The sequence below is a fragment of the Nocardia bhagyanarayanae genome (genome assembly GCF_006716565.1).
Classification (GTDB): Bacteria; Actinomycetota; Actinomycetes; order Mycobacteriales; family Mycobacteriaceae; genus Nocardia; species Nocardia bhagyanarayanae.
In genome coordinates, this window is the sequence record NZ_VFPG01000002.1 from 1,251,089 (window position 1) to 1,273,295 (window position 22,207).

Here is a 22,207-nt window from a genome sequence, read left to right on the forward strand (position 1 = left end):
CGATGACGCTAGGAAGCGCGCGAGTGCCGTCGCGAGCGTCGAGTGACGTACGCACTGTCGGTCATCCGGACGCGACGGCTGGGATCCACGCCGAGCAGGCCGCAGCCCGTCCCGCGTCACGCGATCGTGTCGTCGTCGGCCGGTAGGAGTGCCGCGAGGTCGGTGCGTGAGCTGACGCCGAGTTTGGGGAAGATGCGATGCAGGTGAGTGCTGACGGTGCGATGCGACAGATACAGCCGCTGCCCGATTTCCCGGTTGGTCAGCCCGCGTGCCGCCAGCCGGGCGATGCTCAGCTCGTGTGGAGTGAGCCGATCGCGGGCGTCGGGATCGCGGTTCGGGCTGGACTCACCGGCACCGCGCAGTTCCAGCCGAGCTCGTTCGCTCCAGGCGGTCGACCCGATCGCGTCGAAAATCTCTCTGGCCGTACGTAAATGGGTGCGGGACTCGACGACTCGGCGCTGCCGTCGCAGCCATTCACCGTAGGACAGGTGCAGCCGCCCACGCTCGGCGGGCCAGGCGGTCAGATCGGCCGCCAACGCACCGGTGAAGTGTGCCTCGGCGGCGTCGGTCGCCAGGAGGGCGTGTGCGTATCGCCATCCGATGTGCAAGGCGGGGGACGGCGTGGACGCCACGGCGGACTCCATATCGCGCAGCAGTTCCCGCAGCGCGTCGGCCTGCCCGGCACGAATCGCCGCGTCGGTGAGCTCGGCCAGGAAGTAGGCGCGCAGGGCAGGGGAGTACGAGGGGTCCCGCGGATCGTGCATGCGGCGCAGATCGGCGAAGGCGTCGTCGTACCGCCCCGCACCGAGGGCCGCGAGCCCGCGCGCGAGTTGGACGGTGGCGAGGACGGGACGTGCGCCGGAGGCGAGCCCGATTCGTTCGGCCGCGCCCGCGAGGGCCGAGGCCTGCGCGTAATCCCCGCGCAGTGCGGCGATTTCGGCCTGGACCGCGGTGGCGAGCCCGTGCATGAACGGCTGCCCGGTCTCGCGGGCGAAGTCCGCTGCCTCGGTCGCGGTGGGCGCCGCGGCGGCGAGATCACCGAGCCTGGCCAGACTCCACGCCTGCACGGTGAGCGCGCGCGGCAGCAGTCCGAGCTGCCCGGCGGCGCGAAGACCCGGCGCGGCGGCGGCGGAGAAGTGCGCGGCGAGGTCGAAGGCGCCCACCTGAAGAGCCGCGCTGCCGAGGAATCTGTCGACCTCGGCGTTGCGGCCGGTGTCCGAGGCCAGAAGGCGAAGCTGATCGAGGACTCGTTCGCCGCGTTCGAACGGCGCGACGTACGCGGAGACGGCGACCAGGCGCGGATCATCGTCGGCGACGGGAAGTTCGTCGGCGACAGCGAGCAACGCGCGGCGGGCGTCGGCGCCGGGTTCGGACCAGAAGCAGCGCATGGCCGCGCCCCACAGGATCCGCATCGCCGCGTCGGGGTGCCCGTCCGCAGCGACGGAGGCCGCCAGCTCGGCCAGCTCCCCTATGCGCGAGGGGTTTTCGCGAACACCGTCGTCGAACCCGCTGAGCAGCCAGGCCGCGGTGGCATCGTGCCGGGGCGTGGTCGGAAGCGCGCGCGCGGCGAGGACGAGTCGTTCGGCGGTATCACGGCGGCCGGAATCGACGGCGAGTTCGGCCGCGCGCAGCAGCCGGTCCGCGCGCCGACCTGGATCGTCGCTGAGGTCGGCGGCTCGCTCCAATGCCGCTATGGCGCCGCCTTGGTGGCGTGCGCGTTCAGCGACATCTTCGAGTTCGCGTGCCGCTTCTTCGTCGGGGCCCGACGTGGCCGCCGCCCGCTGCCAGGCACGCCGGACCGGGTGCCCGGCGAGGACGTCGGCGAGCGCGCGGTGGGCGCGGGCGCGTTCCTCGAACGTCGCCGTCGTGGTGAGAGCCGATCGAATCAGGGGGTGCCGGAAGGTGACGGTGTCGCGCCCGAGCACGAGCAGCCGGTGCTCGAGCGCGGGCGTGAAGATCTCGGCCTCGGCTCGGCTGCCGAGGAGAAGGCTTGCGGCGGAGAGGACTTCGGTGAGCGAATCGCTGTCGTCGAGCGCGGCGACGAGCAGTGCGGTCCCGGTCGGGGCGGGCAGCGTCGTACCGCGCGCGGAGAAGGCGCGTTCGAGCCGTTCGGTCAGCGGCAGTTCCGCCGGAAGCTCGTCGAGATCGCTTACCGCGGTGTGGAGTTCGGTCAGTGCCAGCGGGTTGCCGCGCGCCTCGGCCAGCAGCCTCTGACGGAATTGGGCGGGCAGCCTCGGGGCGGCCGAGTCCAAGAGTGCGGCCGCGTCGTCATCGGACAGTGGTTCGAGCCGCATGGGGCTCAGCCCCGCGTCGGCGAGCGGAGTGCCGGCGCCATCGCGCAGGGTCGCGATCAACACGATCGGCTCGGAATCCACGCGGCGGGCCACGAACGCCAAGACCTCCGCGCTGGCGGGGTCGAGCCAGTGCACATCCTCCGCGACGATCAGCAACGGCCGCTCGTCCGCCGCCTCGGCCAGCAGGGTGAGCGCCGCGAGCCCGACCAAATAGGCGGTCGGTGTATCGCCGCCGTCCGACAATCCCAAAGCGGTTGCGAGAGCGGCGTATTGCCGTGCGGGCAGCCTGTCCAGCTCCTTGCGCAAGGGATACAGCAGTCGATGAAGCCCGGCATAGGGGTAGTTCTGTTCCGCCTCCACCCCGGCGGTACGCAGTACCCGCACGCCGGCGATGGCGGCCGCGGCGACGGCCTCGTCCACCAGCGCCGACTTCCCGATTCCGGCCTCACCCCGAATCAGAATCCCACCGCGATCCTCGGACCCGTCGACGAGCGCGCCCAGATCCTTCAGCTCGGTATCTCGCCCGAACAGCGGCATGGCGCACACTCCCTTTCCCGTCCCGTTCCCATCACGGGCCCCTGCGACCCTAGTCGAGCTCGTTCTCGCCGACCGGTCCACCGGGCGGACCTGCGGCCCCCCGTCACCCTGCGGTTCCCTACTGAGGTAACCGGCGTCGCCCCTGGCCGGGCAACGGTGTCGAGGAGCACATCTGTCATGGGAAAAATCAGCATCGGCAGCCGCGTCGACACAGAGTCGTGCCGGTAGCCAGCAGAGCGCGATCGGAGGGCGGGATTCCGCTGTCCGCCGAAGCAAAGCAGTTCAGGAGGCGCCGGGCGACCTGCGGGATCTCCATCCGGCGATATTCTGGGGATACGTCATCGAGAGGTGATCAGTGGTGCATTCGCCCTGGCTTGGATCGGATGGATCGGTGTAGGTCGATGACCGGCGCCGATCCATTCGCGACGCAGCGCGACGTGTCCGGTTCGGTCGTGGCGGAGCTGGCCGCGGCCGGGTTCGACGACGCCGTGGAGATCGGGCGCGGCGGTTTCGGCGCTGTGTATCGGTGCAGGCAGGTCGCGCTCGACCGGGTGGTCGCGGTCAAGGTGCTCACCGCCGACCTCGACGAGGACAACCGGGAGCGGTTCTTCCGTGAGCAGCGGGCGGCGGGCAGGCTGACCGGGCATCCCAATATCGTCAATGTCCTGCACGCCGGTGTCACCGAGAACGGTCGACCTTTCCTGGTCATGCCGTACTACCCGCACGGCTCCCTCGACGCGCGGATCCGCGGCAACGGACCGCTGGAGCTCGGGGAAGCGCTGCGGCTCGGGGTGAAGATGGCCGGGGCTCTGGAGACGGCGCATCGGTTCGGGATTCTGCACCGCGACGTCAAGCCCGCGAACATCCTGTTCACCGATTACGACGAGCCGACGCTGGTCGATTTCGGCATCGCGCATTTCGCGGGCGGGTTCGTTACCGGCACCGGAATCGTCACGGGCACACCGGCTTTCACCGCTCCGGAGGTGATAGCCGGAGAGCCGCCCAGCCCCGCAGCGGACGTCTACGGTCTGGGCGCGACATTGTTCGCCGCGATCACCGGCCATGCCGCCTTCGAACGCCGCAGCGGTGAGCAGGTGGTGGCTCAATTCGTCAGGATCACGTCCGAGCCGGTACCGGATCTGCGGGAGCAGGGCATCCCCGAGGAGGTCAGTGCCGTCGTCGAACGCGCCATGGGTCGCGACCCGGGCAGCCGCCCTTCGGCCGCCGAACTGGGTGAGCAGCTCCAGGAATCGCAACGCGAGCAAGGGTTGTCGGTCGATGCGATGGCGCTGCACATCCCGCCGCAAGCCGGGGGTGAGACGCAGGCCGAACGGAAGAAGCCGTCCACGACCGGAGTGCGGGAGCGTCGGCCGCCGCAGACTTCTCGGCCGGGTAGGACCCCGGTGGAGCTGACCAGTTTCGTGGATCGACGCACGGAGCTGACCGAAGCGACGAATGCCTTGTCGGCCGCGCGGTTGGTGACGTTGACCGGGATCGGCGGGGTGGGCAAGACGCGGCTGGCGGTGCGGGTCGCCGACAATGCCGAGGGCGGGTTCGCCGGGGGCATGGCGTTCGTGGATATAGGGGAGGTGCGCGACGAGTCGCTGCTGGTGAGCATCGTGGCGGGTGCGCTGGGAGTGCGGGACCGGTCGGTGCGGCCGTTGCGTGAGGTGCTCGTGGAGTTCCTCGCCGATCGGGAAGTGCTTCTGGTATTGGACAATTGCGAGCAGATGGTGGACGCGGTGGCCGAACTCGCCGACTCGCTGCTTCGCGCTTGTCCCGGGTTGCGGATTCTCGCGACGAGCCGGGAGCCGATCGGGCTCGATGGCGAGGTGGTCTTGCCGATCAACCCGCTCGCCGTCCCGGATCCGGACCGGCTGCCGCGGAGCTTGGCGCGGAACGACGCGATGAGGTTGTTCGCCGAGCGAGCTGCCGCGGCTGTCGCGGGGTTCGAGATCACCGAGGACAACAAGGTCACCATCGCTCGGATCTGCCGGCGGCTGGACGGCTTGCCGTTGCCGATCGAGCTGGCGACGGCCCGGCTGCGGGTGATGTCGCCGGAGCAGATTTTGCAGCGGTTGACCGACCGGTTCGCGTTGCTGACGCGCGGCAGCCGGAGCGCCCCGCCGCGACAGCAGACGTTGCGCATGTGCGTCGACTGGAGCTACGAGCTGTGCACCCCGGACGAGCAACGGGTGTGGGCGCAGCTGTCGGTGTTCGCCGGAAGCTTCGAATTCGATGCCGCGCAACATATTTGCGGCGACGATCCCGCAGTGGACCTGCTGGACACGGTGGCTTCCCTGGTCGACAAGTCGATCCTCGTACGGGAGGAGGCGGGTTCTGCGGTGCGGTTCGGAATGCTCGGCACCGTGCGCGACTACGGTCGTGAAAAGCTCAGGGAAACAGGCGAATACGTCGAGGTCCGCCGCCGCTACCGCGACTGGTACGAAAAGCTGGCACTGGATGCGGAGGCCGGTTTGGCCAGTGCCCGCGGGCTCTACTGGGTCGGCAGGTTGCGTCGGGAGCAGCCGGATCTGCGGCAGGCGCTGGAATTCAGTGTGTCCGACAATCCTGAAGTAGGGATTCGGATCGCCGCGGCTGTGTGGCCCTTCTGGTTCGTCCAAGGCTCGCTCGGCGAGGGGCGCCGTTGGCTGGATCGGCTGCTGGCACGCCGCACCGGACGACTCACTGTCGATCAGGCCGTGGCGTTCTACGCCGCCTCCCTGATGGCGGCGGTACAAGGCGACCTCGCCGCGGCGGCCCGCCTCGTGCGCGAAGGGCGAGCACTGGTCGAGGAGTCGACCGACCCGCTTACCCGCGCGCGCATCGACTTTGCGGAGGGAGTCCTCGCGCTGTTCGGCGGGGATCCCTCGGCCGCCCACCCATACCTCGAGAACGCCGTCGAGGTCTCCGCGAAGTACGGTGACGCGCTCTTCCGGATCGACGCCGTGACGAACCTGGGGGTCGCCCACGAACTGCGTCACGACTTCGAGAAGGCCGTCGAGTACTACGAGCACGCGCTCGCGCTCGCCGACGAGTGTGGGGAAACGCTGTACCGGCCCTACGTGCTCTGGTCGCTGGCCGTCCTGTCGTGGCGGCAGGGAGATCGCGCGCGGGCGACTCGGTTGCTCGCCGAGTCTCTGCGGGTGAGCCGGACGGTGAACGACCGGACGGACGCGAGCATGTGCTTACGAGTTTCGGCGTGGATCGCCGCCGAAGAAGACAACGCTGAGCGGGCGGTCGTATTGATGGCAGCCGCCGAGCAGATCGGCCGGTCGGTGGGCACTTCGTCGATGTGGTTCCCCGAGTTGCTGGTCTACGAGGAAGAGTGTGAGCGCCGGACTCGAGAAGCACTGAGCGAGCGGACATACACCGCGGCTCAGCGGGAAGGCGCCGCGCTCGGCTTCGACGCCGCGATCGCCTATGCGCTGGGCGAGAACGCCCCTTCGGCACCGGACGTCGCCGGTCGCAAGCTGACCAAACGGGAGCGCGAAGTCGCCGAACTGATCGCCGAAGGGCTGACCAATCGGGAGATCGCCACCCGGCTCGTCATTTCGCCGCGCACCGCCCAGGGACACGTGGAGCACTTGCTGACCAAGTTGGGTTTCACCTCTCGCACGCAGGTCGCGGCATGGATCGCGGCATCGCGGAAAGAATCGGCGAAGACGACTCGCTAGCTATGCCGTGGCCGCCGCGAGCTCGATCAGACGGGCCCGGACCAAGTCGGGGCGTTCGTCGGCGATGAAATGCCCACAGCAGCTGACGGGTTCGAAGGTGTAGTCGTCGGCGCGGGCGGTTTCGGGCGCGGCGAGGGAAGGATGCAGGGCGGCATCATTCACACCGAACAGTGCGCGGATCGGAACGGTGGCGCGGCGGCGCTCGGGATGGCGGGCGGCATCGGGGACTTCGCGCAGCAAGAACGTTCGGTAGGTGTCGGTGGCGGCGCGGGCGCAGACCGGATCGCGGAAGCGGTCGGCGAAGATTCGCACCACCTCGGGATCGACGGCGCTGCGATCGGTGATCGCGGCGGGTATGAGTCGTTCGAGCAGGCGCGTGCGCTGTTGCAGCGGCACGCCCGCGACGGCCAGCAGCGGTTGATAGACGAGGAAGCGCCAGACATGTCGCAACACCGTTGTCGCCGGTACCCAGGGATGCGCCATGTTCAGTGCGAGATAGCCGTCGAAACGTTCCGGCTCGCGCAGCACCATCAGGTAGCCGACGTAACCGCCCCAGTCGTGTCCGACGAGCAGCACGCGCTTCAGGTCCAGCGCATCGAGGAGCGCGAACGCGTCGGAGGCGACGTCGTCCTTCGCCCATCGATGCGGTGGCGGGCCGGACCAGCCGTAGCCCGGCAGATCCGGCGCGATGATCCGGAGACCCTCGGGCGGGTCGGCGAGAAGATCCCGATAGGCGTAGTGGTGCTGCGGCCAGCCGTGCAGCAGCACGACCGGACGGCCGTCGACCGGCCCGGCTTCGGTGACGTGGAATCGAACGCCACGGCCGGTGCTGAACGATCGGCGCACACCGGGAATGACTGGCGGTTCGGTCGCGGTACCGGCGGTAACAGGCATACCGCCACGATAGTTCGCCGGATGGCCGCCGAACCACCGCCCGTGGGTGGATACGGCGACCCGACCGTGGGTGGATTCGGCTACGCCGACGTGTTCGCGTCGGCTTCCGGACTGGCGAGAATGCTCTGGAATTCCGGGCAGTCGACCAGCGGCCGATGGGTGCAGGTCGCGGTGTGGCGGAGGCCGTCCCGCATTCTGGTGAGGCGAGCGATGTCCTCGTCGAGCTGGTTCGCCCGCTTGGCCAAGTGGGAGCGTAGTTCGGCGTCCTCGGGGGTGGCTGTCAGGAACCTCGCGATCTGCGCGATGGTGAAACCGGCCGAGCGCGCGCAGCTCACCAGAGCCAGTCGGGGGAGCACATCGGGGTGGTAGGTACGGCGTAGACCATTGCGGCCGTCAGGCTCGATGAGGCCACGCTTCTCGTAGAACCGCAACGCGGACGGAGCCAACCCGGCCCGCTCGGCGACTTCGGCGATATCCAACGATGTCATGCCCGATTGCTCCTTGACTTGAACTGCGATTCAAGTTGCACGATAGGCGCATGATCGAAGAAACAGAAGGCCAGATCTCGTTGCATCCGCAGGTCGAGGCATATTTGGCGCGGCTCGCCCAATTCGGCTTCGGTGAGCTGCATACGTTTCCCCTCGAGCTGGCGCGCGAAGGGGTCCGCAGGGGAGTCGCGCTCCTGGGCGAGCCCGAAGGTGTTGCCGCCGTCGAGGACCGCATGATCCGTTCGGCGGAAGGGGACCTGCGGGTCCGGATCTACACTCCGGCGGGTGATCGCCCGCTCCCGGTGTTGGTGTTCTTCCACGGTGGCGGGTTCGTGCTCGGCGATCTGGATACCCACGACGGTCTGTGCCGGAGTCTCGCGAACGGAGCCGAATCCATCGTGGTCTCCGTCGACTATCCGCGGGCGCCCGAGCACAAGTTTCCGGCAGCACCCGACGCCTGCTACGCCGCGACGCAGTGGGTTGCCGAGAACGCGGCCGACATCGGCGGGGATTCCACCCGGATCGCCGTCGGTGGAGACAGCGCCGGAGGCAATCTGGCGGCGGTTGTCGCGCTGACGGCGCGGGACAACGGCGGGCCCGCCCTGGTCTTCCAGCTACTGATCTATCCCGACCTCGATTTCCGGAGGACGAACTACTCCATCCGCGAATACGCGGGCAAGTACGGCAACATCAGCGTGGCCACCCAGCACTGGTTCATGGACACTTACCTGACCGCCGAAGCGGAGAAGCTCGACCCCCGCGTCTCGCCCCTGCTCGCCCCCGACTTGTCCGGGCTCCCACCAACACTCGTCATCACCGCCGAGTACGACGCGCTGCGCGACGAAGGTGAACAGTACGGTCGGCGCCTCGAGCAGGCCGGCGTCCCGGTGACCGTCAGCCGCTATCCCGGAATGATCCACGAATTCGTCCGCCACCCCTTCGACGACAGCGCGAAAGCGCGATCCGAAGCAGCGACAGCACTGCGAAAGGCATTCATCCGCTGAGCATCACTCACGCCTCGCTCAGCGAGAAAGTTCTCGAAGTCGATCAGGGGCCGGGCGACGGCCGTTGCGGGTCGGTCCCGGGCTGCTTCTCGCGTGCCTTCGAGTCCGGATCGACCTTGTCCGCGTGTTCCCACTCCTTGTCCAGCTCGGTTCGCGAATCCGCCGCTTCACTGTGATGCATGTGCGCTTGCTGAGCGAGTTGCTCGGCTTGCGCCACCTTGGCCTCGGCTTCCGCCTTCGCCGCCCGGCTCCTGGCGGCCGTCTCCTCCGCCCGCGCCTCCCGCTGAGCGACCTCGGCCGCGTGTTCGGACGCGCGGTCACGGAGAGCCCGAGCCTCGACCCGCTGGTGTTCGCGCCGTCTGCGCATCAACACCCATGCGATGACCAGCAAGACGACCACGGCGACAACAATGATGACGATCAGAACGGTGGTGCTCATCTTTCGACTCCTCGCACTACCCCCCTTTCACCCTAACGCCACTCGATTACCCCTGAACTGCGAAAATGCACGGGCCGACGCCTGCCGCCGGACAGCACTGGGCTAATAGAGCGGTACCCCAAGGAGGCACGGCTCGGAGACGTCCTCTTTTTCCGGCTGTTCACGCGGCGTCGGTGCTATCGACGCCGCGAATTGGCCCCAATCCAGGAATGGTGAGGCAAAGGAAGGCCCTTCCCATCGGGTCGAGGCGGCGGAGCAAGCACTCCACCTCACCGGTCCGGCAGGGCCACTGGTTGGGCCGGTTCCCGTTGGCGGCGGTGGCGGCGGTATCGCGGGGTCTGGGGGAGATGCGCCACAGCGAATGGTGTGGTGTGATCGTCTGCAGGGAGGGTGATCATGGCGAAACGTGCTGTTCGGGGCCGCGAGATCAGGGCGGTCGTTCTGGGTTTGCTGCTGGCGATATCGGCGACCGGCTGCCAGATCTCGGGAACCGCTACCCCCGGTCCGGCCTCGGCCGTCCTCGGCCCGGATACCGCGCCGCCGCCGAGTCCGCCGTGGACGCTGGGACAGGTCGTCTATCACCCGTGCACCGTGCTCGGACAGGATGATCTTGCCCGGCTCGGTTTCGCGGGACCGGGGGAGTCGAACGTGCCGCCGGGTCCCTCCTATTGCCGGTGGCACACACTCGACACCGCGCCTGAACCGGTGGCGATGTATTTCGCACCGAGCCCGTACGCGAAATATGCTGACGTCCAGCGCATCTCCGGCGAGGAGAAGAAGAATTTCCAGACCCTCGTCATCGCGGGGCGGCCGGCGTTCCTGATCGACGATCGTAGGGAGAGCGGGCACCGCAACTGCCAGATCTCGGTATCGGTGCCCTCGGGCGGGCTGTTCCGATTCGAGTACGCACCTCGAAATCCCGGCGTTGCGGGGGACGTCTGCGCCACGGCGCAGGAAATCGCCACCGTGATCGCCCAGCGGCTGAAGTGAGCGACCCCTGCTGGTCCAAACGCTCGCCCACTCTGGACGAAGGGCCTCGCTTCCGGCCCAATGCTCGCCCACCGTGGGCGAATGGACTCGCTGTCGGCCCAAGGCTTGCCCACGTAGGAGGACGGTCTCGCTACGAGTCGGAGCGAGGTCGGCCCGCGGCTGGAAATGTTCAATCTTCGCCGCCAAGCGGCGCTACCGGGCCGGAATCACTAGGTTCCTTGTCGTAGCGGTTCGAGAGTGCGGCCGGACGGCCGGGGAGGAGTACTACCGATGGTGAATCCGATGCCGCCGGGTGGTTACGGGCCGCCGGGCCAGTCGAATCCGTTTCAGGGGCACGTGAATCCGCAGCAGAGTCAGCCGCATCCCTACGTCGGTCAGCCGCATCCCTACGGCACACCGCCGCCCGGCTCGCCCGCTCCGATGCCGCCCGTGCCCGGTTACGGTCCCCCTAGCCGACCGGCTGGCGGCGGCGTCATGGAGCGGGTCGCAGGCGGTCTGCTGCTGGTCGCCGCGTTGCTCGCCATCGTCTTCCGCGCCGCCAACGCGTTCTCCTCGAGTTCCCGCTTTCTCTGGTCCGACATCATGCTCGCGCTGATGATCCTGCTCGCGATCGTCACCGGTATCTGCGCCCTCGCGGGAATGGGCGCGCGATATCCCGTGCTGCGCGCGCTTGCCGCGGTGGCCGCGGGCATGCTCCTGTCCGGCATGGTGGAAGCGGTACTCAGCGCCGCACAATTCGAATTCCTCTTCGAGGACACCTTCTGGTTGTCCATCCCGTGCGCGCTCGCCGCATTCGCCGCCACCCTCGCGACGGTCGCCGCTGCGGCGTCGCGAACGTCGCCCGTACCCGGAGTCCCCGGCGGCCAGGGGCCGTACCAGTACCCGCCCGGGAACCAACTGCCGCGCTAGATCCGATCGCCCGCGACCAGGGGGCGCAACCTCGCCGCGCGGCTTCGGATATCACCCGGACTCGGCCTTCGCGCGGATGCCGTTCCTGCCGCTGATTCGCCGGCCGACGCTGATCCTCGCAGGCGGCGACGACCCGATCGTGTCGGTGATCGACGCGAGAATCATGCACGGCTGATTCCCCGTTCGACCCTGCACATCTACCGGGACAGCCCTCTCGGGCTCCTCACCCGCGCAGATGACCTCGGACCATGTGTTGCCGGGTTCCTCCGTCCCCGCGCCGGGGCCGACGCAACTAATTTTCGCAACAACTGTTGTGTGAAACCGAAGGCCTCACTACAGTGATGCACGCCACTCGACATACGGAAGCGGTCAGTGGCAGACCAGGCGGTGCGGAGCGCGCGGCAGTGCCGTACGGGTCGAGCGATGCTGCGACGGCTGCTCCGTGCCGTTTCGAGTGGCGTCCGACTTCTCTTTCCGGCAGCCCTTTCCGAAATGGCTGGCGGTCCAGCATGTAAAAGGAGATTTGATCGTCATGAATTCTCGTTGGACCCGGGTCCGATCAGGTCGCTGTGCCACCGTCGCCGGGCTATCCGGAGTCGCCGCGGTAGCCGTCGGTGCGCTGATGCCGGCCACGGCGGGTGCGGATACGTTCGTGCCGCTGCCGGACGGGTCGAAGGCTGGGCCGGGCGTGACCTTGACCCGCACGGGCGAACGCGCGATCGTCTCGCCGTCGATGGCCGCCAACGGCGCGGGCCGGGTGGTGTGGGTGTCGGGCAACGCGGCCGCCGAGGTCACCGTGACCCCTGAAGGCGAGGTCGGTCCGAACAACGGTCCGGCGAACATCCCGGGCAGCAACAATTCGTCGACCCACGGCGCGTCGCAGCTCAACACCGGTTATCTCGTCGGTTGCCAGGTGAGCATCGCCGATGACGCGATCGGTGCGGGAGTTTCCGGTGGCATCTCGACCGGCGGGGTGAGCGCGGGCGGTTCGATCGGCGTGAATCTCGGTCCCGGCGAGGTGAAATTCGTCCAGATCGATTACAAGGACATTCTGAAGCCGGGCCGGTATTCGGTGGAGTATCAGGACGCGGAGATCGAGATCCAGGGCTGCGCGGGATACGCCCAGGCCCGCGCCTACACGGTCGTCGAGATCATCGGCGACCACTACTCCAAGACCACCCTCTACGGCGCGCCGTTCAGCATCGGCTGACCATCGCCCCATTCGAATCCCTTTTTCCTTCGCGTCTGCGAACCCGAATCCGAAGGTATTTCCCGATGTTCAACCGAAAGAATCTCGCACGTGTGAGTTCCGGCGCTGTCGCCACGCTGGCGTTCGGCATTCTCGCCACCACTCCGGCCGGAGCCGACACCTTTGTGCCGCTGCCGGGCGGGGAGATGGTCAAGACTCTCTCCGACGGCACCGTGGTGACCGTCCGGCTCGTCGGTGAGTCCGCCAACATCAATCCGTCGCTGGGCGCCACACCCGTGCACCGCAATGCGTGGGTCTCGGGCACCGCCCAGGTCGAACTCGCGGGCACCGGCGCGGAAGCGGGCGGGCTCATCATGCCCGGCTATACCGTGGGTTGCCAGGTCAATATCGCCGGTGGCGGCGCCGGTGGTGGTGTGGAAGGCGCCTCGGACTGGGAAGGTAACGCCAGCGTCGGTGCGAGCACCGGTGGGGAACTGTCGCTCGGGCCGGGGCAGGCGAAGTCGTTCTACATCCTCGATCGGGAAAAGGCCGACGACTTCGGCAACGAGTCGCACAAGGTCTACAACGTGTTCTCCGGCGGAAGTGGCTCGGTCGCCTGGGCCGATCAGACGATCGGCTTGACCGGCTGCGGCGGCTACGCCCAAGCCAGGGCCTTCGTCAGTGTCGAGATCGTCACCGAGAGCGTCACCAGCTGGGTGACGCTGTGGGGACAGCCCTTCAGCCTCGGCTGACCCCGCCCCCGAGTCCGTATTCGACCGAACCGGACCGCTGCGGCACACATAATCCGTGGTCTGCCGGTCGTGTGGAGTCTTATCCGCGCGACCGGCTGACGGCATTTGCCCTGTCGCAGAACTACATTCCCTTGTTGCAGAACTACCAGGAGACTCGACATGACCACCGTGGCTGCCCGCAGCACGCCGCTCGGGCTGTTCGGCATCGACGAGATGCTGGATGACGAGGAGCGCGACATCCAGGTGACCGTGCGGGAATTCGTCCGCGAACACCTGCGGCCGAACATCGGCGACTACTTCGAATCGGCCACCCTGCCCCGCGAGATCGCCCGCGAATTCGGGCGACTCGGCGTGCTCGGTATGCACCTGGACGGCTACGGCTGCGCGGGAACGAACGCGGTCAGCTATGGCCTCGCATGCCTCGAACTCGAGGCGGCCGACAGTGGTTTCCGCAGTTTCGTTTCCGTGCAGGGCTCGCTGTCGATGTTCTCGATCCATCGCTACGGCTCCGAGGAACAGAAGAACGAATGGCTGCCCCGGTTGGCTTCCGGCGAGGCGATCGGCTGTTTCGGTCTCACGGAACCCGATTTCGGCTCCAACCCGGCGGGCATGCGGACCCGGGCCCGGCGCGACGGCACCGACTGGATTCTCACCGGCACCAAGATGTGGATCACCAACGGTGGCCTGGCCGATATCGCCACGGTGTGGGCCCAGACCGACGACGGCGTCCGTGGGTTCCTCGTCCCGCGCGGCACACCCGGCTTCGAGACCCGCGACATCGCGAAGAAACTCTCGTTGCGCGCCTCGATCACTTCGGAACTGATCCTGGACGACGTTCGCCTGCCCGCGTCGGCCCAACTGCCCCAGGCGAATTCGCTGAGCGCACCGCTGTCCTGCCTGAACGAAGCCCGCTTCGGCATCGTCTTCGGTGCGCTCGGCGCCGCCCGCGACAGCCTGGAAACCGCCATCGAGTACGCGAGCACGCGCGAGGTGTTCGATCGCTCGCTGGCGAGTTACCAGCTCACCCAGGCCAAGCTGGCCGACATGACACTCGAACTGGGCAAAGGCATGCTGCTCGCCCTGCGTCTCGGCCGACTCAAAGACGCCGGGCAGCTGCGGCCCGAGCAGATCAGCCTCGGCAAACTCAACAGTGTCCGCGAGGCCATCGGCATCGCCCGTGAATGCCGGACCATCCTCGGTGCCAGCGGAATAACCCTCGAGTACTCGCCGCTCAGGCACGCCACCAATCTGGAATCGGTGCTGACCTACGAGGGAACCAGTGAGATGCACCAGCTTTCCATCGGTAAGGCGCTCACCGGCATCGGGGCCTTTCGCTGATTGTTCTCCCGCCGCCGCGCTTTACCTGACAAGTGTTGTGTGAAATGGCTGTGCAAAACTGTGGGCGTGGCGCAGAAACGAAAGCAGAGCCTGGAAGGCCCCGGCCAGGTCGTCGGGGCGGCGGTCGCGACCGCGCCGCGCGGCCGACCCGCCGGCGATCACGCGGCCAAGCGCGCCGAGTTGCTCGACGCGGTGGCCTCGGTGATCGCGACCGAAGGATATGCCAAGGCGTCGATGCGGCGGGTCGCCGAGCACGCCGGATACACCACCGGCGCGGTGACCTACTACTTCGCCAACAAAGAGGACATGGTCCTGGCGTTGGTGGTGAGCCGATTCGACCGCTATGACGCGATGATCGAGGCGATCCGCGGCACTACCGACGTCCGGGAACTGTTGGCGCAATGGTTCCAACTGGGACAGGACCTGAAGTTCTGGCCGTTGATGCCCGAGCTGCTGACGTCGGCTCGGTCCGAACCCAGGATCGCCGAGCTCATCGCGCGGCGTTACGCGAAGTTCCGCGCGGACTACGCCTCGATTCTGGCGGCGGCGCAGGCGCGCGGCGCAATCCGTGACGACATCCCCGCGCACGTTCTATCCGACCAGCTCAGCGCCATGGGTGACGGATGGGCGCTGCTGTATCCCGTGGAGCCGGGGCGTTTCACGCCTGCGCAGACGAGTGAACTGATCGACGCTACCGTCGCGCTTTTGGCGCCGCGCTAGTGCGGGTTCGAGCCGTGCCATCTTCATCGTGACAGCGATGAGCCCGAGCTGACGGCTGGTCGACGGCCCTGCTCGGGCGGTTTTCTGTCGGTGGGGAGACTTTACACAACGGATGTTGTGAAAAATGTCCGATCTCGATAGGTTGCTTGTATCTGCTGACTTTCGCAAAGGAGATGCTCGTGACCTCTACCTATGATGTCGCGGTGATCGGTGCGGGCTTTGCCGGCGTCACCGCGGCCCGGGATCTCACTCTCGCCGGGCACTCGGTGATTCACCTCGAAGCGCGCGATCGGATCGGTGGCCGGACGTTCGTGGGTGAGGCGTTCGGGCGCCAAGTGGAGTTCGGTGGCACGTATGCGCATTGGTCGCAGGCGCATGTCTGGCACGAGCTCCGGCGCTACGACATCGGCTTGGCCAGGCGACTGACGATCGGGCAGTGCTACTGGCTGGCCGACGGGACGGTGCACACCGGCACTCCGGCCGAATACCACGCGCTGACCAAACCATTGGCGACCCGTTGTCTGGCCGACGCGCGCGAGTGGTTCCCCCTGCCTGCCGATATCCACGCCGCCGACACCACCGCGATAGAGAAGGAAACCTTGGCCGACCGGCTCGACGCCATGGGCCTGTCCGCGCTGGAGCGCGACGTGCTCTGTGATGTCATGGGGTCGCTGGTCGCCTCGCCTGCCGAGCAAGGCATGGCCCAGTTCCTGTTCTGGACCTCGCTCAACGGCGGCAGCTGGGAGACCTTCATGGAAGGCGCCGGTGGATTCCCGATCGAGGGCGGGACCAAGCGCCTGCTCGAGGCGATCAACGGCGAGTCCACCGCCGAGTTGCGCCTTTCCGTGCCGGTCGTCGCGGTCGAGGACGACGGGTCCGGTGTCACGGTGACCACCGCCGATGGTGAAAGGATCCGGGTGCGGCAGGTCGTGCTCGCGGTTCCGCTCAACACCCTCGGCGATGTGGCGGTGACCCCGCCGCCACCCGCTGCGGACATGATCGAGCAGAAGCACCCGATGCGGACGTCGAAGATCTGGGCGCGGGTGAAAGGCGAGGTGCCGACGTTTTCCGCCAACGCGCCGGTCGGTAGGCATCCGATCAACTCGGCCCGCACCGAATATCGCTACGACGGTGACACGCTGGTCGTCTGCTTCTGCGGCGATGCCTCCTCGATCGATCCGACCGACCGAGCGGCCGTGGAGCGGGCGCTGCGGTTCTTCGTCCCCGATCTCGAGGTGCTCGATGTGGCGTGCCACGACTGGGTGAGCGATCCCTATTCGCAGGGCACCTGGGTGCATCACCGGCCGGGGCATCTCACCAAGGCCGCGCCTTTGCTGCGTCGGCCGCACGGCCGGATTCATTTCGCCAGTGGGGATTTCGCGCCCGTCGGGGTCGGCGGGATCGACGGCGCGATCGAGACCGGTGCGCGGGCGGCACGCGATGTCGCGCGCGCGTTGCGGGCGGATTCCTGACCGCGCGGTGCCGAAAAGCGGTGAATCCCCGGGAGATTCCCGGGGATTCACCGTTTCACGGGCAGATCACACGGTGCGCACGAACGTGCCGTCCGGTGACGCGGCGACATCACCGGCCTTGACGAGCCGTTCCAGATGCTGTTGGGCCACCCGCCGTTCGATGGGATCGATATAGGGCGCGGACACGTGTGGCCGATACACCAGCCGGTGGGCGACGATGGCCTCCATCGAGCGTGGTTCGTCGAGGAAGTCGAGCAACCTGCGCTCGCGCTCGAACAGTTTGGCGCGGTACGCGCCGAGGCGTTCGCGGAACGCCTCGGTGCCCTCGATCACGCCCTTCTGGTGGAAGGTGCCGTACCAGTGGGCCTCGGTGGCCGCTACCCGATCGATGGAGGCGAGGAAGTCCTCGGCACTGCTGTGCACGTCGCCGTACATCGGGCCGAACGAGGTGAGGTCTATATCGCCGACGTAGAGGAAGCCCTCCGGCTCGACCAGCACGCCACAGTGGCCAGGGGTGTGACCCGGCAGGTGGACGACGGTGGCGGTGACATCGCCCAGCTCGAACACGTGGCCGTCGGCGACGCCGACAACCCCGTCGCGCCGCAGTGGAATGCCGAACTCGTCGCGCAGGCCTTGGGTGACCTCGTCCCGCGCGGCCGAAGGCAGCCCGTATTGCGCGACCAGCGCGTCGAGCGAGGACACCGCGCCCACATCGAGGTGGTGGGCGTAGGCGGGCACGTCGAAATGCCGCAGCCCGGCGATATGGTCCTCGTGGCCGTGACTCAGGAAGACCAGATCCGCTGCGACAGTGCCGGGCTCGAGCGCCAGGGAGGGGTCGATGACGAGCGTCTGCTCGCTACCGCGCACCACCACGGAGTTGCCGTAGGGCAGGACGCCACCGTTGTCGGCGACCAGCACGGTGACGCCGCCGAAGGACTGGGGTGTGACCGATGCTCTGATCGATTCGTACATCGTTTCTCCTTGCGCATGACCCAATCCGGCCAGGCTATCGACCACTCGCAATTTACACAACGATCGTTGTGTAAAGAGCCGCCAGTCTGGCTGTCGCTGGCCATGCGCAGGGTCGACAGCCTTGTCGAGCCGGGCGGAAATATTTACATAACAACTGTTGTGTGAACGGGGTTGCTCGCGCTACCGTGACGTGAGTCACCCCGATTCGCAGGAAGGTCACACATGGACGAGTCAGTCAAGGAAGCGTTCCGGAAGGACGGCGCGGTCCTCATCAAGGACTGCCTGAGCGAATCCCAATTGGCGCAGGGCTACGACGCGTTCAAATGGGATGTCGAGAACCCGGGACCGTACGTCTTCCGCGCCCTGGACGGGACCAGTCTGCAGACCCACATCGACAACTCGAACCCGCTGGCCAAGGACCGGCTGGACGAAATGGTCGCGGCGATGCCGTTCGGCGAGCTGTTCGCCGAACTGTGGGGCTCCGAGCACGTTTGGTACTTCGCGGAGGAGGTGTTCGTCAAGGAGGGCGGCAAGAGCGGCCGCGGCCCCTGGCACCAGGACACCTCGGTGCTGCCGTGGGCGGGCAGGCACTGGGGCAATGCCTGGATCTCCTTCCAGAAGGTGCCCAAGAAGAACTCGCTCGAAATCGTTCGCGGTTCGCATCTGGGCATCCAGTACGACGGCGCCAGCTTCCGCAACCCCGACGATCCCACCGATCCGGTGTTCGACGACGGCACCTGGCCTCGGCTACCCGCCATCGACAAGGAGCTCGCGGCCGACCCCAACGCCTACGACGTGCTTTCCTGGGAGGTCGAACCCGGCGACATCGTCGCCCTGCATCCGCACTGCCTGCACGGCGGCGCCGGCGTGGACGAGGACTTCCCCGACCGCCACACCCTGGTCCTGCGGTTCTTCGGCGACGACGCGACCTTCCGGCCGCTGCCGGAATCGAACCCGCGCTATGCCCGCAACGGGCCGCTGTTCGCCGAGGAGATGGCGAAGCTGAACGCGGGAGACCCCTTCCGTTCGCCCGTCTTCCGTCAGCTCGTCTAGTCGCCCCGTAGGAGAACCAGCACATGCAGCGACAACTGATCAACCCGCCCGGCACCGAGGCGACCTACGACAGACTCCACTTCTCGCAGGCCGTCCGGGCCGGGAATCTGATCTGGGTCTCGGGTCAGGTGGGGATCGACAAGTCCACCGGAGCACCGGCCGAGGGCATGGACGCCCAGGCGCGAATCGCTTTCGAGGGCGTGCGCACCGTCCTCGCGGCCGCGGGCGCGAGCATGAGCGACATCGTCGAGCTGATGACGTTCCACACCGATATGCGCACTGATATCGAGGAATTCGTCAAGGTGAAAGACGAATACCTGCCCGAGAACTACCCGGCATGGACCGGTGTCGGCGTCTCCCAGCTGGCCCGCGATGGCCTGCTCGTGGAGATCAGAGTCGTTGCCGCCGTAGGCAACTGACTCGAGGCGGTCCCGGCGTGGCACACGCGCCGGGACCGCACCTGATCACAGAACGGGCGCCCACTCCCGAAATCTGCTCTCGCACTTGATCTTTATCAGCTCAGCGGTCGTTGCCGTCAGCCCGGCCCAGTAGACGTCCCCACGCTACTTCACCCGAGTCTACCGGTCCCGCCGCGGGATGGAAAACCATGAATCCCTTGAACACCATGGACACGGCTGCGCACGTCGACGGTGCGCGCTTGGCCGCCAGACTCGATCGGCTGCCGGTGATTTCGCCGCATATCGTCTGGATCTCGATCCTGGCAATAAATTTGGCGCTCGAGTACTACGACAACGCCCTGTTCGCCTACGTACTGCCGTCGATCGCGGAGAACACCGGCCTCAGCCTGCCCCAGCTCGGCACCGTCGGCAGCGCGTTCTTCATCGGCATGGTTGTCGGCGCGCTGGCCGGCGGCAGGCTCTCGGACCGGTTCGGCCGACGACAGGTACTGATCTGGGCCACCGTCGTCTACTCGGCCGGTGCGTTGGCGACCGCGTTCGCCACCGGCTTCGAGGCGATGATGTTCGCGCGCTTCGTTACCGGGGTCGGCGTGCAGGCGGCCACCTCGGTACTGCTCGTCTACGTCGCCGAGATGTTCCCGAGCAAGACCCGCGGCCGGTTCGCCTCGGTGCTCACCACGGGCTTCGTGGCCGTCGCGCCGTTGGTCGCCTTCCTGGCGATGGTCGCGATCCCCAACGGCGGTCCCGACACCTGGCGGCACCTGTTCGTCATCGGCAGCATCGGCCTGGTGATCGCGCCGCTCGCGCGCATCGTCCTGCCGGAATCGGTGCGCTGGCAGATCTCGCGTGGCCAGTTCGACAAAGCCGAGGCGCTGGTGAGCAAGCTGGAGACGATCGCGCTGCGCCGCGGTCCGCTGGCCGAACCCGCGGTGGTCCCCGAAGCTCCGCTCGAGAAGAAGTCCCTGCGTGAGGTATTCGCCAACCCGCAGGTCGTCCGCGTGCTCGCGATCGTGGGTATCGGCTACTTCGGCTCGACACTCGGCTATTACCTGTTCGGAAACTGGGCGCTGTACTCGCTGATCGAGGGTCTGCAGTACGACGAGGGCAAGGCCTACGAGATCCAGCTCGTCTGGAACGTGGTCTACTGCGTCACCCCGCTCGTCGCGCTGGCGCTGATGGACCGGGTCGAGCGCAAGACCCTGATCTTCGGTGGAGCGATCGCCAGTGCGATTCCGCTGGTACTGCTCGGCGTGTCCACCCAGAGTTTGGTGGTCACCGCTGCCGGTGGTGCCGCGGCCATCATGACCGGCCTGGTGATCAACGTCTATTTCGCCTACATCCCCGAGGCGATGCCGCCGCAGGGACGTGGCATCGGTACCGGCATCGTCATCGGTATAGGCCGCATGGGCGGCGCCGTCTCCGGGGTGCTCGGCGCGGCGCTGTTCGGCCGGTGGAACATCGGCGGCGTGATGATCGCCGCCGCGGCCTGCTACATCGTGTTCTCCGCCGTGGTCCTGCTGTTCGGGCCACGCACCACGCAGCGCTCGCTCGAAGGCGTCGCCGTCGAGAACTGACACTTCCGCGCACTCGGCGGAGAACGGTCGTGCGGTTCTGTGCGCCCGCTCTCCGCCGAACCTCGTCTTCCCTTTTCCTCTCCAACGACGGGAGTCACATCATGACCGGAACCAGCGGTCCGCAACCGGCCAAGGACGCCGGTACCGCCTACACGACCTTCACCGGCTGGATCGATCGGCCTGCCGACCTGGCCGCACCGCTCGACACCAACATCAGTTGTGATGTCGCCGTGGTCGGCGGCGGGCTGGGCGGCATGGCGATCGCGCTGAGGCTGGCCGAGCAGGGCGTGGATGTCGTGCTGCTCGAATCGGACTTCTGCGGCTACGGCGCCAGCTCGCGCAACGCCGGTCAGCTGTCCGGAAAGCCGACCGGGGAACCGCAGATCCTGGCCAAGGTGAATCCGCGACTGCTGCGCGATCTGGTCCGGTTCGCCGAGGGCTCGGTGCAATTCGCCGAGGACATGATCAAACAGCTCGGCATCGACTGCGAATACGAGCCGGTCGGCAATGTCGGCGTGGCCGCCACTGCGCGGCAGCTGCGCAAGGCGCGGCGCGACGCGCGGGCGCTCATCGCGGCCGGCGCCTCGGAACGGGTCGGCGACCACCGCGAACTCGGCCTGCCCGACACCTTCCTGGGAGGCGTCCTCACCACCGTCGGCGGGACGATGAACCCCGGCATGTTCACCCTCGGCGTCCGCGCGGCGCTGCTGCGGTCGGGGGTGCGGGTCTTCGAGCAGTCGCCCGTGCAGTCGGTGACCGACATCGGTGCGGGCGCGCAGGTGAGCACGCCACTGGGTCGGGTGCGTGCCAAGCGAGTAGTGCTGGCCAACAACGCCTTTGCGCCCGAAATCGGGATCACCCCGAAACATCTGGCGAAACCGGTCTGGGTGAGCATGATCGAGACGGCACCGGTCGATGCCGAACGAATCGCGGCGACCGGCTGGACGAGCCGCTCGGGTCTGGCGACCAAACACCATGTGATGGAGAGCTATCACGTGACGCCCGCCAACACGATCGCCGTCGGTGTCCGACGGCTCCAGGTCGGCAAGCACCCGCTCACCGATCGCACCTCGGATCCGGTGGTCGTGGCCGACCTCACCGCCGCCTTCCGCGCGCGATTCCCGTCGCTTGCCGATGTGGCGATCACCAAGACGTGGGGTGGCTGGATCGCCATGACGACCTCGCGCCTGCCGGTGGCCGGACAGGTGTCGAAGAACGTCTACTACACCATCGGCTGCAACGGTCACGGCCTCGGGCAGGCGCCCTATCTCGGTGCCCTGCTCGCCGACCACCTGGTCACCGACGAGATCCACCACGACCTGATCCCGTTCTGGCGCACCGAATCTCGCTTCGCCCGCTCGCTGTACCTGCACAACCCCGTGTTGCGTGCGGCCTGGCTGGCCGACCGGATCGGCGATCGTCGCGCAGCTCGCTGAGTCAGGCGCAAAGAAACTGCCCTGCACCGATTTTCGGTGCAGGGCAGTTC

General features: G+C 67.4%; 18 protein-coding genes. 13 read left to right on the forward strand and 5 right to left on the reverse strand.

The window, feature by feature from the left end:
• Positions 1 to 116: 116 nt before the first annotated feature.
• A complete protein-coding gene (locus tag FB390_RS32395) occupies positions 117 to 2,831 on the reverse strand; it encodes an ATP-binding protein (RefSeq protein ID WP_141812954.1) in 2,715 nt (904 codons plus the stop codon).
• Positions 2,832 to 3,232: 401 nt separating this feature from the next.
• Between FB390_RS32395 and FB390_RS32400 the strand changes: the two genes are divergently transcribed.
• The gene (locus FB390_RS32400) at positions 3,233 to 6,508 is read left to right on the forward strand and encodes a protein kinase domain-containing protein (protein WP_141812955.1); all 3,276 of its coding nucleotides are present in this window, start codon (positions 3,233 to 3,235) and stop codon (positions 6,506 to 6,508) included.
• On the opposite strand, the gene FB390_RS32405 is transcribed toward FB390_RS32400, so the two are convergent.
• Together FB390_RS32405 and FB390_RS32410 are read right to left on the reverse strand one after the other, a co-directional pair.
• Entirely contained in the window at positions 6,509 to 7,402 is an 894-nt protein-coding gene (locus FB390_RS32405; protein WP_141812956.1) for an alpha/beta fold hydrolase, read from the reverse strand.
• Positions 7,403 to 7,482: 80 nt separating this feature from the next.
• On the reverse strand, positions 7,483 to 7,890 hold the full coding sequence (locus tag FB390_RS32410) for a MerR family transcriptional regulator (RefSeq protein ID WP_141812957.1): 408 nt from the start codon (positions 7,888 to 7,890) through the stop codon (positions 7,483 to 7,485).
• A gap of 50 nt (positions 7,891 to 7,940) precedes the next feature.
• Between FB390_RS32410 and FB390_RS32415 the strand changes: the two genes are divergently transcribed.
• On the forward strand, positions 7,941 to 8,894 hold the full coding sequence (locus tag FB390_RS32415; RefSeq protein ID WP_221639450.1) for an alpha/beta hydrolase: 954 nt from the start codon (positions 7,941 to 7,943) through the stop codon (positions 8,892 to 8,894).
• A gap of 43 nt (positions 8,895 to 8,937) precedes the next feature.
• Here FB390_RS32415 and FB390_RS32420 read toward each other — a convergent pair whose 3' ends face one another.
• Positions 8,938 to 9,333, reverse strand: coding sequence for a hypothetical protein (locus FB390_RS32420; protein ID WP_141812958.1), 396 nt, complete (start codon positions 9,331 to 9,333; stop codon positions 8,938 to 8,940).
• Between the two features lie 396 nt (positions 9,334 to 9,729).
• On the opposite strand from FB390_RS32420, the gene FB390_RS32425 reads away from it, so the two are divergent.
• The 7 genes from FB390_RS32425 to FB390_RS32455 all read left to right on the forward strand — a co-directional run bounded on the left by FB390_RS32425 (position 9,730) and on the right by FB390_RS32455 (position 16,703).
• On the forward strand, positions 9,730 to 10,323 hold the full coding sequence (locus FB390_RS32425) for a DUF3558 domain-containing protein (protein WP_141812959.1): 594 nt from the start codon (positions 9,730 to 9,732) through the stop codon (positions 10,321 to 10,323).
• A gap of 270 nt (positions 10,324 to 10,593) precedes the next feature.
• Positions 10,594 to 11,232 carry a hypothetical protein gene (locus FB390_RS32430; RefSeq protein WP_141812960.1) on the forward strand — a complete coding sequence of 213 codons (639 nt, stop codon included), beginning with the start codon at positions 10,594 to 10,596 and terminating at the stop codon, positions 11,230 to 11,232.
• A gap of 532 nt (positions 11,233 to 11,764) precedes the next feature.
• Positions 11,765 to 12,442: an MspA family porin gene (locus tag FB390_RS32435; RefSeq protein WP_141812961.1), complete on the forward strand. Its 678-nt coding sequence runs from the start codon at positions 11,765 to 11,767 to the stop codon at positions 12,440 to 12,442.
• A gap of 65 nt (positions 12,443 to 12,507) precedes the next feature.
• Positions 12,508 to 13,173, forward strand: coding sequence for an MspA family porin (locus FB390_RS32440; protein ID WP_141812962.1), 666 nt, complete (start codon positions 12,508 to 12,510; stop codon positions 13,171 to 13,173).
• A gap of 159 nt (positions 13,174 to 13,332) precedes the next feature.
• Positions 13,333 to 14,511 carry an acyl-CoA dehydrogenase family protein gene (locus FB390_RS32445; protein ID WP_141812963.1) on the forward strand — a complete coding sequence of 393 codons (1,179 nt, stop codon included), beginning with the start codon at positions 13,333 to 13,335 and terminating at the stop codon, positions 14,509 to 14,511.
• Positions 14,512 to 14,577: 66 nt separating this feature from the next.
• Positions 14,578 to 15,231 carry a TetR/AcrR family transcriptional regulator gene (locus FB390_RS32450; protein ID WP_246124524.1) on the forward strand — a complete coding sequence of 218 codons (654 nt, stop codon included), beginning with the start codon at positions 14,578 to 14,580 and terminating at the stop codon, positions 15,229 to 15,231.
• A gap of 179 nt (positions 15,232 to 15,410) precedes the next feature.
• A complete protein-coding gene (locus FB390_RS32455; protein ID WP_221639451.1) occupies positions 15,411 to 16,703 on the forward strand; it encodes a flavin monoamine oxidase family protein in 1,293 nt (430 codons plus the stop codon).
• A gap of 66 nt (positions 16,704 to 16,769) precedes the next feature.
• On the opposite strand, the gene FB390_RS32460 is transcribed toward FB390_RS32455, so the two are convergent.
• A complete protein-coding gene (locus FB390_RS32460; RefSeq protein ID WP_141812965.1) occupies positions 16,770 to 17,675 on the reverse strand; it encodes an MBL fold metallo-hydrolase in 906 nt (301 codons plus the stop codon).
• Between the two features lie 222 nt (positions 17,676 to 17,897).
• Between FB390_RS32460 and FB390_RS32465 the strand changes: the two genes are divergently transcribed.
• From FB390_RS32465 to FB390_RS32480, 4 genes are all read left to right on the forward strand, one after another.
• A complete protein-coding gene (locus FB390_RS32465; RefSeq protein WP_141812966.1) occupies positions 17,898 to 18,728 on the forward strand; it encodes a phytanoyl-CoA dioxygenase family protein in 831 nt (276 codons plus the stop codon).
• A gap of 23 nt (positions 18,729 to 18,751) precedes the next feature.
• Positions 18,752 to 19,147, forward strand: coding sequence for a RidA family protein (locus FB390_RS32470; protein WP_141812967.1), 396 nt, complete (start codon positions 18,752 to 18,754; stop codon positions 19,145 to 19,147).
• A 188-nt stretch (positions 19,148 to 19,335) separates the two neighbouring features.
• Positions 19,336 to 20,721, forward strand: a complete 1,386-nt coding sequence (locus FB390_RS32475) for an MFS transporter (protein WP_246124526.1) — start codon at positions 19,336 to 19,338, stop codon at positions 20,719 to 20,721.
• Between the two features lie 101 nt (positions 20,722 to 20,822).
• The gene (locus tag FB390_RS32480; RefSeq protein ID WP_141812968.1) at positions 20,823 to 22,157 is read left to right on the forward strand and encodes an NAD(P)/FAD-dependent oxidoreductase; all 1,335 of its coding nucleotides are present in this window, start codon (positions 20,823 to 20,825) and stop codon (positions 22,155 to 22,157) included.
• Positions 22,158 to 22,207 lie beyond the last annotated feature (50 nt).

Excerpts from the sequence above, each read along its gene's own strand:
- FB390_RS32395 (WP_141812954.1), bottom strand. The coding sequence starts at position 2,831 with ATGCCGCTGTTCGGGCGAGATACCGAGCTGAAGGATCTGGGCGCGCTC.
- FB390_RS32400 (WP_141812955.1), top strand. The coding sequence starts at position 3,233 with ATGACCGGCGCCGATCCATTCGCGACGCAGCGCGACGTGTCCGGTTCG.
- FB390_RS32405 (WP_141812956.1), bottom strand. The coding sequence starts at position 7,402 with ATGCCTGTTACCGCCGGTACCGCGACCGAACCGCCAGTCATTCCCGGT.
- FB390_RS32410 (WP_141812957.1), bottom strand. The coding sequence starts at position 7,890 with ATGACATCGTTGGATATCGCCGAAGTCGCCGAGCGGGCCGGGTTGGCT.
- FB390_RS32415 (WP_221639450.1), top strand. The coding sequence starts at position 7,941 with ATGATCGAAGAAACAGAAGGCCAGATCTCGTTGCATCCGCAGGTCGAG.
- FB390_RS32420 (WP_141812958.1), bottom strand. The coding sequence starts at position 9,333 with ATGAGCACCACCGTTCTGATCGTCATCATTGTTGTCGCCGTGGTCGTC.
- FB390_RS32425 (WP_141812959.1), top strand. The coding sequence starts at position 9,730 with ATGGCGAAACGTGCTGTTCGGGGCCGCGAGATCAGGGCGGTCGTTCTG.
- FB390_RS32430 (WP_141812960.1), top strand. The coding sequence starts at position 10,594 with ATGGTGAATCCGATGCCGCCGGGTGGTTACGGGCCGCCGGGCCAGTCG.
- FB390_RS32435 (WP_141812961.1), top strand. The coding sequence starts at position 11,765 with ATGAATTCTCGTTGGACCCGGGTCCGATCAGGTCGCTGTGCCACCGTC.
- FB390_RS32440 (WP_141812962.1), top strand. The coding sequence starts at position 12,508 with ATGTTCAACCGAAAGAATCTCGCACGTGTGAGTTCCGGCGCTGTCGCC.
- FB390_RS32445 (WP_141812963.1), top strand. The coding sequence starts at position 13,333 with ATGACCACCGTGGCTGCCCGCAGCACGCCGCTCGGGCTGTTCGGCATC.
- FB390_RS32460 (WP_141812965.1), bottom strand. The coding sequence starts at position 17,675 with ATGTACGAATCGATCAGAGCATCGGTCACACCCCAGTCCTTCGGCGGC.
- FB390_RS32465 (WP_141812966.1), top strand. The coding sequence starts at position 17,898 with ATGGACGAGTCAGTCAAGGAAGCGTTCCGGAAGGACGGCGCGGTCCTC.
- FB390_RS32470 (WP_141812967.1), top strand. The coding sequence starts at position 18,752 with ATGCAGCGACAACTGATCAACCCGCCCGGCACCGAGGCGACCTACGAC.
- FB390_RS32475 (WP_246124526.1), top strand. The coding sequence starts at position 19,336 with ATGAATCCCTTGAACACCATGGACACGGCTGCGCACGTCGACGGTGCG.
- FB390_RS32480 (WP_141812968.1), top strand. The coding sequence starts at position 20,823 with ATGACCGGAACCAGCGGTCCGCAACCGGCCAAGGACGCCGGTACCGCC.